Origin of the sequence: Chryseobacterium sp. (assembly GCF_041914225.1) — a bacterium.
Classification (GTDB): domain Bacteria; phylum Bacteroidota; class Bacteroidia; order Flavobacteriales; family Weeksellaceae; genus Chryseobacterium.
Genome location: NZ_JAYSDT010000034.1, coordinates 22,029 through 41,523, shown reverse-complemented (window position 1 = coordinate 41,523; position 19,495 = coordinate 22,029). Strand labels below are relative to the sequence as shown.

25 protein-coding genes, 1 pseudogene and 1 riboswitch are annotated in these 19,495 nt (G+C 35.8%); of the genes and pseudogenes, 24 read left to right on the top strand and 2 right to left on the bottom strand.

Annotation, left to right across the window (positions count from 1 at the left end; genetic code table 11):
• Positions 1-31 precede the first annotated feature (31 nt).
• From groES to ACE3RB_RS14625, 5 genes are all read left to right on the top strand, one after another.
• Positions 32-310, top strand: coding sequence for a co-chaperone GroES (groES, locus tag ACE3RB_RS14645; protein WP_002976538.1), 279 nt, complete (start codon positions 32-34; stop codon positions 308-310).
• Positions 311-363: 53 nt separating this feature from the next.
• Positions 364-537: a four helix bundle protein gene (locus ACE3RB_RS14640; protein WP_374464880.1), complete on the top strand. Its 174-nt coding sequence runs from the start codon at positions 364-366 to the stop codon at positions 535-537.
• A gap of 5 nt (positions 538-542) precedes the next feature.
• Positions 543-716, top strand: coding sequence for a four helix bundle protein (locus ACE3RB_RS14635; protein WP_374464879.1), 174 nt, complete (start codon positions 543-545; stop codon positions 714-716).
• Between the two features lie 69 nt (positions 717-785).
• On the top strand, positions 786-2,411 hold the full coding sequence (gene groL, locus ACE3RB_RS14630) for a chaperonin GroEL (protein ID WP_374464878.1): 1,626 nt from the start codon (positions 786-788) through the stop codon (positions 2,409-2,411).
• Positions 2,412-2,647: 236 nt separating this feature from the next.
• Positions 2,648-3,514, top strand: coding sequence for a hypothetical protein (locus ACE3RB_RS14625; protein WP_374464877.1), 867 nt, complete (start codon positions 2,648-2,650; stop codon positions 3,512-3,514).
• An 83-nt stretch (positions 3,515-3,597) separates the two neighbouring features.
• Here the strand turns inward: ACE3RB_RS14625 and ACE3RB_RS14620 are convergent, their stop codons facing one another.
• Complete coding sequence (locus ACE3RB_RS14620) at positions 3,598-3,924, bottom strand: hypothetical protein (RefSeq protein WP_374464876.1); 327 nt, start codon at positions 3,922-3,924, stop codon at positions 3,598-3,600.
• Positions 3,925-3,928: 4 nt separating this feature from the next.
• On the opposite strand from ACE3RB_RS14620, the gene ACE3RB_RS14615 reads away from it, so the two are divergent.
• The 19 genes from ACE3RB_RS14615 to ACE3RB_RS14525 all read left to right on the top strand — a co-directional run bounded on the left by ACE3RB_RS14615 (position 3,929) and on the right by ACE3RB_RS14525 (position 17,313).
• Entirely contained in the window at positions 3,929-4,969 is a 1,041-nt protein-coding gene (locus tag ACE3RB_RS14615) for a Kelch repeat-containing protein (RefSeq protein ID WP_374464875.1), read from the top strand.
• A complete protein-coding gene (locus tag ACE3RB_RS14610; protein WP_374464874.1) occupies positions 4,957-5,103 on the top strand; it encodes a T9SS type A sorting domain-containing protein in 147 nt (48 codons plus the stop codon). The genes ACE3RB_RS14615 and ACE3RB_RS14610 overlap by 13 nt, the downstream gene beginning before the upstream one ends.
• 6 nt (positions 5,104-5,109) lie before the next feature.
• The gene (locus ACE3RB_RS14605; protein WP_374464873.1) at positions 5,110-5,520 is read left to right on the top strand and encodes an SMI1/KNR4 family protein; all 411 of its coding nucleotides are present in this window, start codon (positions 5,110-5,112) and stop codon (positions 5,518-5,520) included.
• 41 nt (positions 5,521-5,561) lie between these two features.
• Positions 5,562-6,245 carry a hypothetical protein gene (locus ACE3RB_RS14600; RefSeq protein WP_374464872.1) on the top strand — a complete coding sequence of 228 codons (684 nt, stop codon included), beginning with the start codon at positions 5,562-5,564 and terminating at the stop codon, positions 6,243-6,245.
• Positions 6,246-6,336: 91 nt separating this feature from the next.
• A complete protein-coding gene (locus tag ACE3RB_RS14595) occupies positions 6,337-6,882 on the top strand; it encodes a hypothetical protein (RefSeq protein ID WP_374464871.1) in 546 nt (181 codons plus the stop codon).
• A gap of 7 nt (positions 6,883-6,889) precedes the next feature.
• On the top strand, positions 6,890-7,549 hold the full coding sequence (locus ACE3RB_RS14590) for a DUF2461 domain-containing protein (RefSeq protein WP_374464870.1): 660 nt from the start codon (positions 6,890-6,892) through the stop codon (positions 7,547-7,549).
• Positions 7,550-7,954: 405 nt separating this feature from the next.
• Entirely contained in the window at positions 7,955-8,254 is a 300-nt protein-coding gene (locus ACE3RB_RS14585) for a hypothetical protein (protein ID WP_374464869.1), read from the top strand.
• Between the two features lie 65 nt (positions 8,255-8,319).
• Positions 8,320-9,288, top strand: coding sequence for a hypothetical protein (locus ACE3RB_RS14580; RefSeq protein WP_374464868.1), 969 nt, complete (start codon positions 8,320-8,322; stop codon positions 9,286-9,288).
• A gap of 62 nt (positions 9,289-9,350) precedes the next feature.
• Entirely contained in the window at positions 9,351-10,010 is a 660-nt protein-coding gene (locus ACE3RB_RS14575; protein WP_374464866.1) for a hypothetical protein, read from the top strand.
• Between the two features lie 112 nt (positions 10,011-10,122).
• The gene (locus tag ACE3RB_RS14570) at positions 10,123-10,635 is read left to right on the top strand and encodes a hypothetical protein (RefSeq protein WP_374464865.1); all 513 of its coding nucleotides are present in this window, start codon (positions 10,123-10,125) and stop codon (positions 10,633-10,635) included.
• A gap of 18 nt (positions 10,636-10,653) precedes the next feature.
• The gene (locus ACE3RB_RS14565; RefSeq protein WP_374464864.1) at positions 10,654-11,151 is read left to right on the top strand and encodes a hypothetical protein; all 498 of its coding nucleotides are present in this window, start codon (positions 10,654-10,656) and stop codon (positions 11,149-11,151) included.
• 349 nt (positions 11,152-11,500) lie between these two features.
• Positions 11,501-11,884: a 5-carboxymethyl-2-hydroxymuconate Delta-isomerase gene (locus ACE3RB_RS14560; RefSeq protein WP_374464863.1), complete on the top strand. Its 384-nt coding sequence runs from the start codon at positions 11,501-11,503 to the stop codon at positions 11,882-11,884.
• A gap of 32 nt (positions 11,885-11,916) precedes the next feature.
• Positions 11,917-12,417, top strand: coding sequence for a DinB family protein (locus tag ACE3RB_RS14555; protein WP_374464862.1), 501 nt, complete (start codon positions 11,917-11,919; stop codon positions 12,415-12,417).
• A 629-nt stretch (positions 12,418-13,046) separates the two neighbouring features.
• Positions 13,047-13,679 carry a hypothetical protein gene (locus ACE3RB_RS14550; protein WP_374464861.1) on the top strand — a complete coding sequence of 211 codons (633 nt, stop codon included), beginning with the start codon at positions 13,047-13,049 and terminating at the stop codon, positions 13,677-13,679.
• Between the two features lie 4 nt (positions 13,680-13,683).
• Positions 13,684-13,890 carry a hypothetical protein gene (locus tag ACE3RB_RS14545; RefSeq protein WP_374464860.1) on the top strand — a complete coding sequence of 69 codons (207 nt, stop codon included), beginning with the start codon at positions 13,684-13,686 and terminating at the stop codon, positions 13,888-13,890.
• Positions 13,891-13,998: 108 nt separating this feature from the next.
• Entirely contained in the window at positions 13,999-14,775 is a 777-nt protein-coding gene (locus tag ACE3RB_RS14540) for an alpha/beta fold hydrolase (RefSeq protein WP_374464859.1), read from the top strand.
• A 20-nt stretch (positions 14,776-14,795) separates the two neighbouring features.
• Positions 14,796-15,149, top strand: a complete 354-nt coding sequence (locus ACE3RB_RS14535; RefSeq protein ID WP_374464858.1) for a DUF2200 domain-containing protein — start codon at positions 14,796-14,798, stop codon at positions 15,147-15,149.
• Between the two features lie 164 nt (positions 15,150-15,313).
• Positions 15,314-15,439: riboswitch (FMN riboswitch) on the top strand.
• Between the two features lie 92 nt (positions 15,440-15,531).
• Positions 15,532-16,179, top strand: coding sequence for a 3,4-dihydroxy-2-butanone-4-phosphate synthase (ribB, locus tag ACE3RB_RS14530; RefSeq protein ID WP_374464857.1), 648 nt, complete (start codon positions 15,532-15,534; stop codon positions 16,177-16,179).
• A gap of 135 nt (positions 16,180-16,314) precedes the next feature.
• On the top strand, positions 16,315-17,313 hold the full coding sequence (locus ACE3RB_RS14525) for a T9SS type A sorting domain-containing protein (protein ID WP_374464856.1): 999 nt from the start codon (positions 16,315-16,317) through the stop codon (positions 17,311-17,313).
• A 63-nt stretch (positions 17,314-17,376) separates the two neighbouring features.
• Here ACE3RB_RS14525 and ACE3RB_RS14520 read toward each other — a convergent pair.
• Positions 17,377-19,445, bottom strand: a pseudogene (locus ACE3RB_RS14520) (TonB-dependent receptor domain-containing protein).
• Positions 19,446-19,495 lie beyond the last annotated feature (50 nt).

Below are 19,495 nucleotides of genomic sequence, written 5' to 3'. Positions count from 1 at the left end.
AGACAGAAATAATTAAAAAATTAAATATATTATGTCAGTAAACTTTAAACCATTGGCAGACAGAGTTCTGGTAGAGCCAATCGCAGCAGAAACTAAAACAGCTTCAGGTATTATTATCCCGGATACTGCAAAGGAAAAGCCGCAAGAAGGTACTGTAGTAGCAGTAGGTCCTGGTAAAAAAGACGAGCCTACAACGGTTCAGGTAGGTGACAAAGTACTTTATGGTAAATATTCAGGTTCTGAATTGAAGTTAGAAGGGAAAGATTACTTAATCGTAAGAGAAGCTGACTTATTGGGAATCATCGGGTAAGCATCTCGCTATTGGCTTCTGGCAAATGGCTTTTTATACATGAAAATTAATGTATGAGAGATTTTAAAAAGTTTGAGGTATGGCAATTAAGTCATCAGTTGACATTGAAAATTTATACTTCAACCGGAAGTTTTCCAAAAGAGGAAATTTTTGGACTCACCTCTCAAATCAGAAGATCATTTGCATCGATTGGATATAATATCTCAGAAGCGGCAGAATTCAGATAAAGAATTTGCCAACTTCATCAAATATTGCTCTGGGATCATCCAATGAAGCCGAAAACCAATTAATTCTCGCCAAAGATTTAGGATACATTCATGAAAATGATTACCAAAATCTTCTGGAAGAGTTGACAACATTAAAGAAAAAGCTTGTCACTTTGTGGAACAGGCTCAATGGAAATTAAAAATTAAAGTTAAACACGCGAATTGCAAAAGCTAAAAGCAAAAAGCAAGTCGCCAAAAGCTAAACAAACATGGCAAAAGAAATAAAATTCGATATTGAATCAAGAGACGCTCTAAAGAGAGGGGTAGATGCATTGGCTAATGCAGTAAAAGTAACTTTAGGTCCTAAAGGGAGAAACGTAGTGATCGAAAAATCTTTCGGTGCTCCACACGTAACTAAGGACGGTGTTTCTGTAGCAAAAGAAATCGAACTTGAAGATAAGGTAGAAAATATGGGAGCTCAGATGGTAAAAGAAGTAGCTTCCAAAACTAACGATATCGCAGGAGACGGTACTACTACCGCTACTGTATTGGCACAGGCTATCGTAAGAGAAGGTCTTAAGAACGTAGCTGCCGGTGCTAACCCGATGGATCTTAAAAGAGGGATTGACAAAGCGGTAACTGCTGTTGTGGAAAACCTTAAATCTCAATCTCAGGAGGTTGGAGATTCTTCAGAAAAAATCAAGCAGGTTGCTTCTATCTCTGCCAACAACGACGATACCATCGGTTCTTTAATCGCTGAAGCGTTCGGAAAAGTAGGTAAAGAAGGAGTAATCACTGTAGAGGAAGCTAAAGGTACTGATACAACAGTAGACGTTGTAGAAGGTATGCAGTTTGACAGAGGATACCAGTCACCTTACTTCGTGACAAACCCTGAGAAAATGTTAGCTGAACTTGAAAACCCATATATCCTTTTAGTAGAGAAGAAAATCTCTTCCATGAAAGAATTATTACCGGTTCTTGAGCCAATTGCACAAGGTGGTAAGTCTTTATTGATCATCTCTGAAGAAGTTGAAGGAGAAGCTTTAGCTACTTTGGTAGTAAACAAACTAAGAGGTTCTCTTAAAATTGCTGCTGTAAAAGCTCCAGGATTCGGAGACAGAAGAAAAGCAATGTTAGAAGATATCGCAATCCTTACAGGTGGACAGGTGATCTCTGAAGAGCAAGGTTTCACTATGGAAAACATCTCTTTGGATATGCTTGGAACTGCTGAGAAAGTAACCATCGACAAAGACAATACAACAGTTGTAAACGGTGGTGGTGACGAAGCGAAAATCAAAGGAAGAGTAGCTCAGATCAAAGCTCAGATGGAAACTACAACTTCTGACTACGACAGAGAAAAACTTCAGGAAAGATTAGCTAAGTTAGCTGGAGGTGTTGCTGTACTTTACGTAGGAGCTGCTTCTGAAGTGGAAATGAAAGAGAAAAAAGACAGAGTAGATGACGCCCTACACGCTACAAGAGCGGCTGTAGAAGAAGGTATCGTTGCCGGTGGTGGTGTTGCTTTAGTAAGAGCAATCTCTTCACTTGACAATCTTTCAGGATCTAATGCTGACGAAACTACAGGGATCAAAATCGTGAAAAGAGCAATCGAAGAGCCATTAAGACAAATCGTTGCCAACGCAGGCGGTGAAGGTTCTGTAATTGTTGCTAAAGTAGCAGAAGGAACTGGAGACTTCGGATACAATGCAAAAACTGACGAGTATGTTCACATGCTTGAAGCAGGTATCATTGACCCAACTAAAGTAACAAGAGTTGCCCTTGAAAATGCAGCTTCTGTATCTGGAATGCTTCTTACTACTGAATGTGTAATCACTGAAGTGAAAAAAGACGAACCAGCAATGCCAATGGGTGGTGGAATGCCAGGAATGATGTAACAGCGTAAGCTAAGACAATCTAATATACTAACCGTTCTACTTGTAGAGCGGTTTTTTGTTTGGATTATGGTTTTCCATAAGGAAATAGTATATTTATACTTTATATTTAATGATTAAAAATAGATAGCTAAAATCAAAACAGAATTGGCGCAGTATCTATTGTCATTATTGACGCAATGCGTAAATTAGAAAGTTAGTGGCAAGTAAAGCCAAAAAATCGCAAAAAACAACCAAGAATGAATAAACTAGATTTGGAATACAATTCAACATATATAAGTCTAAATCTTATTGATGAATTAGATTATATAATTGGCGGATATGATAAACCAAATATTACTTTTATTTATACTTTAAACACTTTTATAGAATCATTTATACTAAATAGTAAGTTTTATATTTCCGATCAAGAATTTAAACATTTAAATATTGTTTCTAAATCTATCTTCCCCAATGGAAGACCAATTTTAGAATTAATAACAAAAACAAAATGCTTAAGTGCAATTGGCGGAATTGGAAATAATATAGGACAAGTCGTAAGTATTGGCAAATTTGATCCAAATAACCCAACTACTTATCAAGAAAGGATTCAAGAATTCGTTGAAAAAGGTCTAGATACTAAAGATTCAAGAGAAAAGTATTTAAAAATATCAACTTTGAATGAGGACGTTGAAAAATTATCTTTTTTAAATATTGGCAGAGTTGAAGATGGATTTGTTGCTCTTGTAAGCCATAACTCGCCTCAAAACTTTTTCAATAAATTAAATGAAGTAACGTATTACAGTAATGTTCAAGCAACACTTCCCTATTATTGCTATAAAAATCAATTAAATAATTTTCAAAACAGAGGTTTGGGGAAAGAAATCATTACAAAATTAACAGATGTTTTTGAATCAAAACAAGCTCAAATTAATAAGTACTTTGGATATACGAATCAACATATTCCACCCTTAGTAAATATTCTTTTAAGTCAGTGTAATAGTATTGATGATATTCCAAACAAAATTTTCCAATTGAGAGAAGATTTTACACAATTAAGAAAATCATTAACGAAATATGAAGCGCAATTAAGTGAAGCCCCTTCCGAACTCCCTCCAGCCACTTAATCAAGGGGTTCCAGCCCCTTCCATAAGCCCCTACAGCCCCTTGGGTAAGGAGGTATCTCCCCTTCAGAACGGCCTGTACCCCCTTATACAACCCCATATAACCACTTCACAAAGCCTCTCCACCCCCTTCCATAAGTCCCTTTACCCCTTGGATAAGGGGCTATACCCCCTTCATGAACCCCCTCTACCCCCTTAGGGAAGGGGGTAACTGTACCTGCAGAAATATAAAGCGTGAATGAAATCAACCGTTTTTTAGAAAAAATAACCTGATGCCTGTCTGAATAAAGCATTTTAAAAATTCTCTCCAACTTTTTCTTATCTTTAAACCACGAATATGCTATTAAAGACTGATCCGGAAAATAAACCTGAATCACTGAAAGTATAAAACAGAACCCAACACTAAAACCCATACCATTGAAAACAAAATTATTATTCCTGTCATTTTTGAGTTCACTGCTGGCTCACGCGCAAACCCTTAATTTTAAAAGTCTCGCCAACATGTCGGTAGGCAGAGGAGCCACAACCAGTGTAATTGTTGATGATAATATATACGTGATCAATGGATATCAGGAAAGCGGAGGCAATGCCAACTATATTGAAAAATATAATATTACTGATAACAAATGGAGTGTTCTCAATTCTATTCTAAGTCCCAAAAAATTTGCTAATTCGGAGACTTATGATAATAAAATTTATATTTTTAACGGTTGGGGAAACAGCCATCTTGAAATTGTAGACCTTGCAACCCTTAAAGTAACGAAGGGTGCTGTTAACCGTTCCTATACCGGCAATGCAGGTTCTGCCATCCATAACGGGAAAATATATGTGTTTGGCGGAAGCGGGCTCAATGGCGCTGCAACCACTTCCTTTTCCAACAGGTTCCAATATTATGATATTGCTTCCAATACATGGCATCCATTACCGGATATGCCCACAGCCAGAGAAGCAAAGGGCAAAATTGTGAATGATAAGCTTTATGTCATTGGCGGCTTTAACGGTACCTCATCCCGCCTGATCAATATCTACGACATCAACACCAACCGGTGGACCGATCAGATTACGATGCCAGCCGGGATATCAGGACATTCGTTAGCGGTATCCGGTGATAAGATTTTTATTGCAGGAGGCTATAATAATCAGACTTTTCTGGCCTATTTTGATACGGCAACCAATAAATTCCATCAGCTGTCATCCAATATGATCCCCAGGAGACACGCTGCAACGGAAGTATACAATGATAAATTATACATCATTGGCGGAAGCACAACTTCTGTAACCAAATCAGCTATTAAAAGCTTACAAGCAGCTGATATTTCTGAAAGTGCGCTATCTTCAAATGCAGCCGGTGAAGACCGTGAGACTAAAACAAAAGTCTACACCAACGCATCCAAAGACGGTTTCATCATCAGCAATAAAATAACAGCAATCAATTTGAATTTACCGTGTACTCTTTAGATGGAGAAGTGGTCAGCAGAGGCTTTGCCTATTATAACAGAAATATAGATTTATCTAAAGTACAGCGCGGAACTTATATTTTCAGTTTTAAAGATGAGAAAGGGGTTTTGCAGAAGATTAGAATTGTAAGATGATGCCAAATGATACATCTCCGTATAGATAAAATTAAAGAGAAATGGGCCAATGAAAGTATAAAGCTTAACCCGCCTGCAACACCGGAAGCTATAAAAGCAGTTGAAGAAATCATTGATTTTCAGTTTCCTGATGATTTTAGAGAATTTTATTTAAATCTGGATGGATTTGCAGATTCGGACTGGACTAAAAATATGTTTTCTATCTGGTCATTATCAAGAATCCTAGAGGAATATCATCATGAGAAAAACAAGAGTTTCATTGTATTTGCAGACTATCTGATTAACTCGCATCATATCGGCTTTGTGAAAGGAAAGAAAGGTGTGTTCAAAAACTATGGTGAGGTGCCGGAATTAATTGCTGATACTTTTTCTGAAGCAATCCTTCTTATCAATTCGGATGCAGATATTTTGTATTAATATAAGTTGAACCATATGGACATATATTCTAATTCGTAGATTTGAAAACTAATAACCGTACTATGACTGCTCAGGAACTTGAATTATTATTAACAGAAAGAGCCCGGACATTTGACCTCAGACAGAAAGCATTTGACACTCTCCACAAAATACTCTCCGAAGACCCTGACGAATTGATAGGAGGTTTCGCACCCAATGAAATTACCTTCCTGTTTGATGGCTATCAATATCTGATTGAACAGCGATATATTGAACCATTTATCAGAGCAAGAATAGGTATATATGTGGAAAATGACATGTATCTTAGAAATTCAGAATCCATCGGATATTATGATCTTGAAATGGATTTTGATGGAGAAATAGTAGATGCCTGGTTTGTTATCGAAAAGGAGAAATACCTGAAAGATATCGGAATCATATCCTATTTTCAGGAGATGAACAAAAAGATGCCTTCTCACTATTTAAAAGGAAATCATGGTGAATATGAATTTGTTTCTTACATATCCTTAATCGGAATGTTATTCATCAGCAAAGAATTCGAAAGTGCCGGAGTATTCGTCAACAAAGCAAATACTTATCTGAAAACCGATGGCAAACCTTTACCTGATAAAGATTACTTAAAGGAATGCAGATATTTCCTGAAAATAATAAGCCGCTACCTGATAGAAAACAACCTGATCAGTGAAGAATTGAAACAAAGTTTAGAAGAGAAACATGAAAAGTAAAGCCTTCATTTTTTTATCCCTTCAACTTTCCCTTATATTTGTTTCCATAACGGTCTGAGCAATGAGGAGGACATAAACCAAGCAAAAAAATATGCCAACAAAAGAAGAATTCTGGGACAGGAAAAAGAAATTAAATGATGATTTTTTCGTAATGGGTTCCCTGGCAAATCCGGCCACCGAAGAACAGATTACAAGGTATGAAGAAAGTACAGGTTTTACATTCAGTGAAGATGTTAAGGATTTTCTGACAACATTTGGCTCCCTGATTTTTGAGGTTAAAGAAGAAATATGGAAACGGCCCGAGGAATTTGATGTTCTTCCAGCCTGGAAATTCGGATACGGCTTTTTCGTGTACGGGCTTTCACAGGACGAAGAAATGCCTTCATGGATGGGTTTTGAAGAGAAACACGCCGAAGCTCTTGAATGTAAAGACAAGCCTCTGGGCCAGCTATTTTTCAAACGCAGCGGAAATCTGTACAGAGCTTATACAGACAACGGAATCATAAAAATTGAGTATGACAAATATGACGAGGAAGATTATGAAGTATTTGAAGGAAATATTTATGATTTTTTAATCAAAGAAATTGACAAATTAGAAGAAGATTATCAGGAATATATCAACGAAGGAAAGTCGTGATCTGAATATGAAAAAAGCATTTGAATTTCTTAGCCATTTAAAAGAAAATAACAACCGGGAATGGTTCGCCAGGCACAAATCTGAATATGATGTCATTGTAAAGGAAAATAAAGTTTTATTTACTCAGATCTATCATGAACTTCAGGAACATGATCAGCTCAAAGGAATGCATATTTTCAGGATTTATAATGACGTCCGTTTTTCCAAAAACAAAGCTCCCTATAAAACCAATTTCGGAGTGGGATATTCCCGTTCGAAGCCTATGCTGAGAGGCGGATATTATATTCAGCTGGAACCTGGAAACAGTTTTGTAGGAGGCGGATTCTGGGGCCCGGAGGCCAAAGATCTGCTTCGTATCCGTAAAGAATTTGAAATAAGCAGTAAAGAAATTGAAAAAATTATTTCCGATACAACTTTCATCAAATATTTTGGAGAACTTAAAGGAGACGCTGTAAAAACGGCACCTCGTGGGTTTGATAAAAACCATCCGGCTATTGACCTGATCAGAAAAAAACAATTCCTGGTGATGCGGAAATTTACAGATAAGGAGGTTCTGTCAGACAGCTTTCATAAGGAAGCCATCCAGACCTTGCTTGCCATGCGGTCCTTTTTCGATTATATGAGTGAGGTACTGACTACGGATATGAATGGGGAACCTTTATTTTAACAATCATAAGTTTTTTATGTACTCTATATAAGAACAGGAAAGTTAAAGAATGTAACACATTCTGAATCTAATGATCAGGTAAAAAGTAATGTTAAAATACAACTAAAAAAGGATATTAACTCTATATAAAACATGCTCCGATAAAGTCATGAAAAAAATGTCTTCATTCATTTTTACTGCTTTTATATTATTGAGTTGTACTGAGAATTCTCAAAAAACAAAATCAATGATTTTCGCAGTTTTACACTTCAGGCTCCTAAAGGCTGGAGCAAGCTGGAGCCGAATGCGTATGATAGCAATGCTGGAATTATTGTCACAAAAAATAATGATTCTATTTTTTATGATTACGGACCTTATTCAAATTCTCTTGAGCAGCTTTCAACTCCTGTTATCAGCAGAAAAGATTTGAATGAACTTTTAAAAGTAAATCCAGACGCTGATACTACATTATTTATTATTCTCAATGAAAATGAGAATCAGGAAAATTTCATCAAAAGTAAAATAACCTATAAAAAAATTGATGGATATAAGGCAAAAATATTGGAGCCCAAACAAGTGGGAAAAGGAATTACAGGTGTTTATATCGACAGCCTCAAGACTGAATCGATAGGAAAAATCAGATTCAATCTATATGGTACAAATCTGAAAAAAGAAAATCAGGTAGAACTTTTAAAAGCCATTCAGACATTAAATTTTGCAAAATAATATTCAGGACACAAAAAAAATCAAATTCTCTTTTTTTGGTATTTTGCCCCAATTAAAAACAACCAATGAAAATAAAAATCCTTCTCCTTATTTTATTCATCACCAATGCTGTTAAAGCGCAAATCACTGAGAAAATAACCATTCCCAATGGTGTGGTGTATCATTATGCTGAAAACATCATCAATGATAAAGCTAAAAAACTACTTACTGAAAGCCTTACGAAAACAACCAGCTATGATATATTGGGAAATAATTTAATTATAGGGCCTACACTTTGGAAAAGGTTTAAGAATATTGAAAGCTTAAAAAGTATCCCTGATAGTCTGATTTTCCATATAGATGATGCAGAAATTGAAGGAAAAATGGCCAAAAAGCTGGATGACTCCAAAAAAATATGGAATGAATTTAAAAAAGAGGTTTCCGGAAATTATCAGATAAGAAAAGCTAATGAAGATGAATTAAAATATTACTGGTCTACCATCTCATTTGATATTCAAGAACCTTTGTTTATCATACAAACCGAAAACCATTATTACATTATCAACTTTCTGAAGGAAAAGCTAAAATTATTCTGGCTTGATGAGTTCCCGTATAAAAATTCTTACAGCAATCCTATCGGTAATGAAACTTATAAAACGGATGGAACTATTAAAACATATAAAAATGGTAATGAAGTGTATGTTACGGATAAAGGCAACAAAGAAACTAAACTTGAAAAGGTCATATTTCTGTCCGGCGATTCGGAATTAAAGGCTAATTCTTCCTTTGAGGATATTAAATCTGTTATTGAAAAAACCAACAAAATTTTTGAGAATTTGTTTAAAAACTCCAAAAGTGAAGGAAAAATAATGGTTCAATTTGAATTAGGAAAAAAGAAAAACGATGTTCAGTTTGCGGTTAAAGATGACCTGGACCTGGAGATTATGAAAGAATTCGAAAAACAGATAAATAAAGAAAAATACCCCAATTCAAAGAAAGACACCGTAAAGTTCCAATTGATTTATAAAGTTAATTCTTACGATGATACGGAATAAACTATCTCTTATTCTATTTTACTGTAGCTTATTTGTAATTTAGCCAATCTAAAAAACAAACCATGAAATTCTACATTTTATTATTTCTTCTTTTTATGGCAGGTATAGTAACCGGGCAGAAAAAAGAATACCCATTCATCAAAAAAGGAGATTTTCCCGAAGGCATTTATATGACTTTAGAAGATGTTTTAAACAAAAAACCGTCTTCCACTGAAGAAGTATATTTCAAAGCCTGTAAAAAGTGTGATTCTCTTGATCTGCCGGAAAAGGCTTTTTTTTACTTTAAAGAAAAGAATAAAAGAGTAAAATTTCCGCTAGCCGTTTCACATAAAGGAGAGATGTATTTCCAGACTTATAGAAAATATACCAACAAAGAGGACAAGGGATATGACCCGGATCAATATTCAAGATTTTGTAAAGTGCTGAATTACGGGAGGTTCATTTATTTCGAAGAAAATATGAAAGGCTTATGGTCCAAAGCATTCTTAGGAGCATTAAGTCCTCTTACCTACTCTATCAATGGCAAAACCAAAGGAATTGTTTTAGATTTGGACAACAGGGAATTTAATATCCTGCAAAATTGTGATGATCTGAACGATTTTTTATCAACACATGACATTCCGGAGATTCAATGTAATTCAGAAACCTTTACGATTGGGGACCTGAGGGCAAAAATTGATGAAATCAATCAGCCTTACCGCCAGCCTGTTTTACAAAATTAATTTTATTCCATTGAAAACCAGCTTTTCACTTCCTATGATTTTGTATAAATGTTTCTGCCTGCAAATGCAACACTTGATTCAAAAAAATAACTTTTCAATACACGTCTGAAATATGAAAAAGTTAATCGCAGTTACGTGTCTGGTATTGGTACTGACTCTTTACAACTACCCTGTTTATGACGACAAAAAAATTACATTTGCCATTATTTTTATTTGTTTTGTGGTTCTTGTATTTTCAGTAGCAAAACTGTATTATCCCGAAGAGAAAGATTATGATTCATTTGAAAAGGAAATGGATAAACAGCATGAATATGACGGGATTTTTCAATACACAGAAAAAGGGTTTTATATTAAGCAAAATAATAACTCTGAATTTATAAAATGGGATGAAATTATTTCAATATATTTTTTTAGTGTCCCAACTCCATTCAGTGATAGAAAACAAACCGGGCTTGAAATCATTACGGGTAATAAAAGCTATGAATTTGATTATAATGTAACACCGGGAATCGTAAAATTAGAAGATCAGCTTTCCTTAAATCTTCCAACCTGGGATATAGATTCTCCAATGGTCAGAATTAATAATTTCGGGCTTGAGAAAACAAAGTTATATGAAAAAAAATAGTTCTAAAGATAGATGATTATGCCCACCATCATTAAAATAAAAAACAAGGCTGTGACCATTATATTGGGCTTAGGTTTACTCCTGCTCACTTTTATTATTCTGATTATTATTCCTCTTTCAAGCCTTCAGGGAGAAAGTATCTTTTTCATTTTAAATTATATTTCATTTGCCACTCCTTTTATAGCTTTTTTTATACTGTTCCTGTATATCTGGTTATGGAACACCTTCGGAAAAACAATACTTACCATTGACCCTGAAAAAGTAACTGTCCAGTATAAAAACAAGCTGTTTACAAAACCTAAAACTTATCTGAAAAAAGAAACTGATCAGATTTTAGTAAAAGATTTTCAAGTGGAAAAATATAAATTCGGGGTTCGCTATCACTTTTCTCTGAGCGGATCTACATATTCTGTTGTTCTTATACAGAAAGACATTGAAACCAGAATGGTAGACTGGATCACCGAAACCAAAGCCATTGTAATAGCAAATGAAATAAAAAATGTTTGGCATTATTAATTCCCCGTCTGCACAATAAATATTTTCTGCAATAGCATGTAACAATATCACACTTAAAAGTGTCTTATTATAAAGAAAACGAAATCTATTGTAACCGGCTTCGTTTTATTATATTTTTTGTTCTTTTCTCACAGAACTCAAAAAAACTGGAACGGCTGTTTTTCAACTTGTCCGATGCTATACAACCATGATACAGTATCAGGAAATCAAACCCATAAAATTGCCATTTGTAAGTAAAAAATACACATTTTCAAACCGTTCTGAAAATAGAACGGTTTTTATTTTTAATATCCATTGCTGTTTTTTATTATTTTTATCTCACACAAAATCAAACCACAAAATATATTTTATGCCTCATTTTATTATAGAATGTTCACAGGGTATTCTTCAGCAGAGAACACCTGATGAATTACTGGATGCCATTTATGAAACAGCTGATGCAACAGGTCTGTTTGCTCCCAATGATATTAAAGTAAGGCTCCAGCCCTATCAGTATTACAGATTAGGTGCAGGTAAGAAAAATTTCCTGCATGTGTTCGGATATATTATGGAGGGACGCACTCCAGGACAAAAAGCTGACCTTTCCAGACAGATCACCAGCCGACTTTCTGAATTGCTGCCAGACATTTCCTTTCTTTCTGTCAACATCAGTGATTTTGAAAGAGCAACATACAGCAACAAAGCACTCATCAATCCTGAAAATTCAGATCAGGACCGACATTTCGGATTGTAGCATCATTTCTCAAACCCAATAAATATAATATTATGAGCTTAAAAGCATTAGTCAGCAAAAGTGTACAGTACAACAACTGGGTGGTTAACAAATATATTGACTGGCTATCCACAAAGTCAGATGAACAACTGAACCAGGTAACCATTTCAAGCTTTCCTACGATCTTAAAAACCCTGCATCATATCTGGCAAACGCAGGAATACTGGTGGAGCCACATTTCCGAAAATAATGATTTTGATTTTACCAAAACGGCAGAAGTTACCAGCAAAGAGGAGGTGTTCAATGCCATAAAAAACAATTCACAAAAACTGGTAGATTATGTGGAAAGCTTGTCTGAAGAGGATCTTTCTAAAAATGTAAAGATAGAATCCCAATGGTTTCAATGTGACTTTTCCAAATATGAATATATCCAGCATGCTATTCTTCACGGCACCTATCACAGAGGACAGATTGTAACAATGGGAAGAAATATCGGAATAACAGATGCACCTATGACAGATTTTAACTTCTGGAATATTTATAAAGACAAGTAAGAAAGAACACAATTTTGTGGATAAGTCGAAAACTAAATCTCAAGACATCTACAGACTACAGGTAAATAATTGATTTAAAACTATTTAAACCAAAACATATATTTATCCACATATTTAAATATTTGTGGATAACTTTTTATATTCCAATTTACCTTTGTGGATAAACTATGGATAAGTTTTTTCAACCATTGAAAACAATACAATAACGTTCTATAATTCAATAAATTAAAAATAAAATTACTTTTTGTGGAATTTTCAGCATAGAAAAGTCTGTGGATAAGTTATATGAATAAGTTATCCACAGTTACATCTTCATATATTCATCTTTCAAAATTTGAATAATGAACATTTATTCATAATTCATTATGAGTATTTTTTTATAAATTGCAGCAAAAAACAAATCACCAAATAAAGAAATAAATAACACAAAACAATTATATTCAAGTAATTAAGAATATATTTACAAAAACTAACTACAGATATGCTAACGATTCTTATTTATTATTCCCGATTAAATAAAATCTAAATAATCATTATATACACATCTTCACAAAAAAACCGCAACACTATGATGAAAAAGTTATCCACAAATGAAAACAGATTGAATAACTTAATAATCCCTCATTTAAATGACAACAACAGACATCAAAGAAAACATCATCCCTTATCTCGGGGAAACTGCACCGTACATTTCCATCCCTGAAAGTATTATTTATAACGGAAGCAGGATGGAAGCTGAAATTTCAGATTATGATTTCAGCAATGAAAATTTTTCAAAACTGATAAAGATATTATCTTCATTAGGAAGCTGTAACCTTTACAGACTTTTAAATACTTCCTCCAGAGACCCGATTTATTTTATGGGTGAAAAGGTGAGAATAAGGCAGCTTTCCTATAGAAAATCAGATTCTGCCTCCATTACCTGCGAGAGCTTCCTGGAATCCAAAAGAAAAGGTAAATCTTCACTCCTGATGAGAGACAATCACTCCGGGGAACCACTCTACTCTTTCGAACTCGATTATCATATCATTGCGAAAGATACGTTCAAACTTTTTTATAAAGACTACTTCAATGATGCTCCTGTGGAATATTACGATGAAAATCTTCCCGAAGGCACAATTACAATAGAAAATGAACATAAATTTAACGTTTTACTCAACCCTTTTACATCTAACCAATGTAAAGGTCATTTTGAAAATTATCCTATTGTACCTTCTGTTTTTATTATGAATTGTACATTAAGGGTTAAGGGAAATCCTTAATTTCATGGGAAATACCGGCACATATGAAATAGACAGCCTGGAAGGTTTTGCTACCAGGGCTATGCCGACAGGAATAGAGTACAGGATTGAAATTTCTCACCAGCAGTTTTTAAAGAATATTATTTTCTACAAATGTGAAATAAAAGATCTCCTGGGAACACCACCTTATGCCATTATTATAGTCAACCTGAGATCAACTGATAAAAAATAAATTTCGCAGCCCTGTATTTGAATACAGGACTGCTTTTACCACTAAAATCATTAAAATTCTTGCAGCCTTTTTGTAAATTGGGCTAAAATACATCAATTACTCATCGAAATGGAAAAATATGCAATCTCATCAGATGGCCGGAAAATTCATTATAAAGAATCAGGCAACGGAAATACGACTTTACTTTTTGTCCACGGATGGCTTGGCAACACAGAGTGGTGGGCTGATCAGCAGGAATATTTTGCCAACCGGTATCATATTGTACAAACAGACCTTGCAGGACATGGAAAATCTGATTCATCCAGAAAAGAATGGACAAGTGCCCGATATGCAGATGATATTAAAGCTGTTGCCGATGCCGTTCATTCGCAGGAAATAATTCTTGTGGGTCATTCCATGTCCGGAGCTTATGTTTTGGAAGCTTCTTTACAAATTCCGGCTGTAAAAGCTATAATTCTGATAGATACATTAAAAAACCTGGACGAATCATTTACCGAGCAGCAAACTGAAGAAGTGCTCTCTCAATACAGAAAGGACTTCAAATACACTGTGGAAAACTTTCTGCCGCAATTTTTATTTGCAGAAGGAACTCCACCTGCTGTAAAAGAAAGGGTACAGCGTGAATTCCTTCAAAATGAACCTGAATTGGCAATCAATGCTCTGTGGCCTTTATATAAAACAGACTTCAAAATAATTGCAAAACAGGTTCAGGTACCCGTTATCGCCATTAATTCAGATGCTTCTCCCACGCATTTGGAAAACAACCGAAAATATCTGAAAAACTATGATTATGTAACCATTGAAGGCGTTGGGCATTATCCTATGCTGGAAAAGCCGGAAGAGTTTAACAGGATACTTGATCAGGTCATAAAAAGATTAGACTAAAAAGCTATTAAACAATCAATATGCAGAATACCCGAATTTTTGCAATGCCTTTTGCAAGTGTTTATCCACATTATATTCAAAAAGCAGAAAGAAAAGGACGCACTAAAGAAGAAGTTCACGAGATTATATTCTGGCTTACCGGATATAATGAAAAAGAGCTCCAGGAAATATTAGATCATAAAACAGATCTGAAAACATTTTTCGAAAAAGCCCCTCAGATCAATCCGAATGTTTCACTGATCAAAGGTGTCATTTGTGGATATCGTGTGGAAGACATTGAAGATGAACTGATGAGAAACATCCGCTATATGGATAAACTGATTGATGAGCTGGCAAAAGGAAAGAAGATGGAGAAAATATTAAGAAAGACCTGAAGATAAATTCTGAATAACCTTAAAAACACTTCCGCTACTAACTTTATAAAATCTGAAAATCTCTTTTCCAATTCAAAAAACTTCCCGAAATTAGCAGCCTGTGCGTTAAATATTATTCAATGAAATAAAAATTTAAATTACAACATACAGCAAAACTTAGTATAAGTTTTCTTCGGGGCAGGGTGAAATTCCCTACCGGCGGTTACAGTCCGCGACTCCTTTCTTTTGAAGGGACTGATCTGGTGAAATTCCGGAACCGACAGTTAAAGTCTGGATGGGAGAAGAAAATGAGATGATCAGTAAGATTCCTTATGGGCTCTTATTGTATCATATTTCATTTCCATGTACCGAAGACTATTTTAACTTTTAAAAGTAAAATAACATGGAAAAATTATTGGAACAATTCGGAGCAAACTCCAGAGAACGTGTAGAAAAAGCACTTGCAACGTTACAACAGGGAAAAGGTATTCTTTTAGTAGATGATGAAAACCGCGAAAATGAAGGCGATATCATCTTTCCCGCTTCCACAATTACAGAACAGGACATGGCACTTCTGATCCGCGAATGCAGCGGTATCGTTTGCTTATGCATTTCTGAAGAAAAAAGCCGCCACCTCAACCTTCGTCCGATGGTGGAAAACAACAGTTCAAAAAATCAAACCGCATTCACAATTTCCATTGAAGCCAGAGAAGGCGTAGAGTCTGGTGTTTCAGCCAAAGACCGTGTCACAACGATCAGAACAGCTGTAGCATCAGATGCACAGGCAGAGCATATTGCAAGTCCCGGCCATGTTTTTCCCCTGATCGCCAGAAAAGGTTGTGTATTTGAAAGACGCGGTCATACCGAAGGCAGTGTAGATCTTGTAAAAATGGCTAACCTGGGTGACGATGCTGTACTTTGTGAACTGACGAACGAAGATGGCTCTATGGCAAGACTTCCTGAAATTGTGGACTTTGCCAACAGAAAAGGGATGAGTGTCGTAACCATCGAAGACATTTATGCTTACCGTAAAATGGTAATAAGCAATTAGACCTAAACATTTTTAACGCACAGAGCCGCCTGTTGATATGATCAGCAGGCGGTTTTTTCAAATATTCAATTAAAAACAAAATAAATTAACATTTGAATACTATTTTTTAATTATTTTTAACAAAAATTTCTGACTATGAAAAAATCTTTACTCCTTTTATTAGGAGCATCTGCCATGTTCTCTGCGCAGATCACGCTTACAAAAGCAGCCAATGACCCTATTGCCGGGAATGTTGTTAATTACAATATTGTAAACGGAGGTGTAAATAACTCTGCAACTGGTGCTAATGCAACATTTTCAAATGGAGGGCTTACGATGGGAGCTTCATCACAGACAACCTATTTGACGCCCACTTCTGCTGAAATAACAACTTTTCCTGGTTCAACCATTAAAATGTTAGATGGAACAACAACTGTTTATTACAAAGCTTCATCTACCAAACTGGAAATCACAGGAATTGTAAACCCTCAGGCCACCTTAAACTTTAGTGTGGACAACGGTACTTATATCAGTTATCCACTAACTTACGGGCCAGCACAAAACGACACAGCCAAAGGAACCTTCTCTTCATCTTCCGCCAACGGATTGTTCAGCGGTACAATGACTGCCATTGCTGATGCGTACGGAACCCTGATTATAGGAAATCAGACGTACAGCAACGTGCTTAGAGTAAAATATACACAGAACTTTAACCTGTATCCGTCTTTTGATGTTACTTATTCCAACCCTATCGGGACACTTACCAATACTGCTTATGCTTATTACGATGCTTCTCACAGATATGCGCTGCTAAGTTCCACAAGCGGAAATATCAGCATTCCTTTGTTGAGCATCAATCAGACAGTAGCCACTGCATTGGCTTTAAATGAAACATTTTTAGCAACCGGCAATGCCGTGAAAAAAGAAAACTTAATGGTTTATCCTAATCCTGCACAGGACTTTATCGGATTCAAAGGAAATACGGATAATTATTCCAAAGCAAATATTTACAGCCTGGATGGAAAGCTGGTTAAAACTTCAGATATAAAATCCGGAAACGTACAGATCTCAGACCTTCCGCCAGCGTCTTACTTCATTGAAATCAGCGGAAAAAATGCTGCAGACACAAAGAATACAAAATTCATCAAGAAATAACAAAAGCAAAATCCCCGCTCCTACAAGTGAGCGGGGATTTCTTATTAACATTCAAATTAGCCTCTAAAAAGTTGCCGCAGGAGCCGTTTCATTATTAAGCTTTCTCTGCATCTCCGTTTTTTTCCCTTTTGAAAAATCATAGCTGAGCCCCAGTATAAACATCGATTTATTGTTCATAATCTGAGTATGAACTCTATAATCTACCAAGCTTTCGGGTAAACTTTTTGTTTTGTATTCCGAAGGCATTCCTATCCAGTACATCCCTGTGGAAAATGTCCAGTTTTTATGTTTATAACTGACAAAAATATTATTCTGGTTTTCGTTTGTATTCAGGAAAGCCCCGCTAAGGCTGTACACCGGAATATTAAACTGATATTGTACAGAAAAAGATTTATACTCCGAAGAAACTACAAAATAATTTCCTAAATAATCATTTTTAATCAAAGCACCGGTACTTGTCTTCACAGTTTCAGAAGTAGGTGTGATCACAGCTTTTACTACAAGCAGACTGTTTCCGAAAGGTTTATAAGATCCTGTAAGCTGTACGCCATACCGCTGTCCGTTTTTACCATTTTCATAAGTGAGTGCATAGCCTCCCAATACGTCATCCTGAACATAATACTGATTGATTATCCTGTTGGTATACCGGTAAAATAAACCTGCATTAAAGTCAAAATATTTATTATTAAAAGAATAGGTCAGGTTATTGGAAAATACCTGTTGAGATTCTAAGAAAGGATTTCCTCTCTGAACAACATTGGGTGCCAGTTGTACCACATTACTGCTCAAAGCATTACTCCACGGGCTCACCGGATTGTAACTGGATGTAAAACGAAGATTCTGATTGTTTTTAATCTGATACGCTAAAATAACTTTCGGGGTAAAAGTCCATTCATCAAAAGTATTCTCTGCACTTTTGTTGTGAATATTCGTAAGACCTGCACCGATACGATAGCTGAATTGATCAATTTTTCCAGAAAATTCTGTATAAAAATACTGCTCCAGATAATTAACGCTGTACTGGGAATAGCCGGCAAGGTTATTGAGGTCGTTGGAAATGGAGGACCTTGAAATACGGTATCCGGATGAAAGCTTTCCTGCCTTGAAATCATGGGTATGTGCCAGCTCCCCTACCAGGCTCGTCTGCTTTGCTTTCAGCATCATATCATTATCATACACTGACAGACCTGAGGCTACAATCCACTCGCTGGCTGTTTCGGAAGTATTGGTAGTATAGTGAGATCCTACTACATTAATGCTCAGCTCATCTTTTTCACCAATCTTTTTCGAATAGTAAAGATCCAGCTTGGGAATTACATAATCTGAACCATTATTTTTAAACATTGCATGTTCCTCTTTCAGGGCATCTTCAGTAAATACACTCTGCCCTGTTCCTTTTGAAAACCTGCTGAAAATATCCATATTCAACTTGGCCTGAAAAGCATAATCATCAGGAACCAGCCTGGTGTAACGCAAGGCAATATTCTGGAAAGTATAACCGAAATGATCCTTCCTGTTTTCGTCAGAACGGTAATGTTTACCGTTCAGCTGATAATCATAGATACTGTTTACCCTTCTGTCATTATAATCCCTCAGATTCAGGGAATATTCCAACCCAAAATTATTTTTTCCTTTTGTATAATCGGCATAGGCAGATCCATTCACAAAACCTGTATTCAAAACTGTGGAAACATCAGCTCCAAATACATATCCCGTTTCCGTAGACCTTGTCAGAATATTAACTACAGTATCAGCTCTTGTTGCCCACCTTGCCGGCGGTATATCATAATATTCCACCTTTACCACTTCACTGGGTGCTACACTCCGGATCTGCATATCCGTATAAGAAATAATGTCGTTCCCCCTTTTGTACTGGTAATTGTATTCGCTACAGGATCCAGCTGTAATTCCGGAAGGGTGCGAAGGAGATCTTTTGCATACCGGGCTTTTTCCAGAGCCTCCTTATCAAAAGTATAAACGGCTTTATCCGCAAACTGTTTTTTCCGCTGAGATTTTAAAATAACTTCCTGAATTTCTTTGGCCGCCGCTACATCAGCCGTATCACTTTTCTTCTCCTGAGAAAATATGAGAGTTCCGCAAAGGAAGAAAATGGTATATATAGTTTTTTTCATTTCTGAAGATGAATTATACTATTAGGACAACCCATCTCCGATGTTTATTA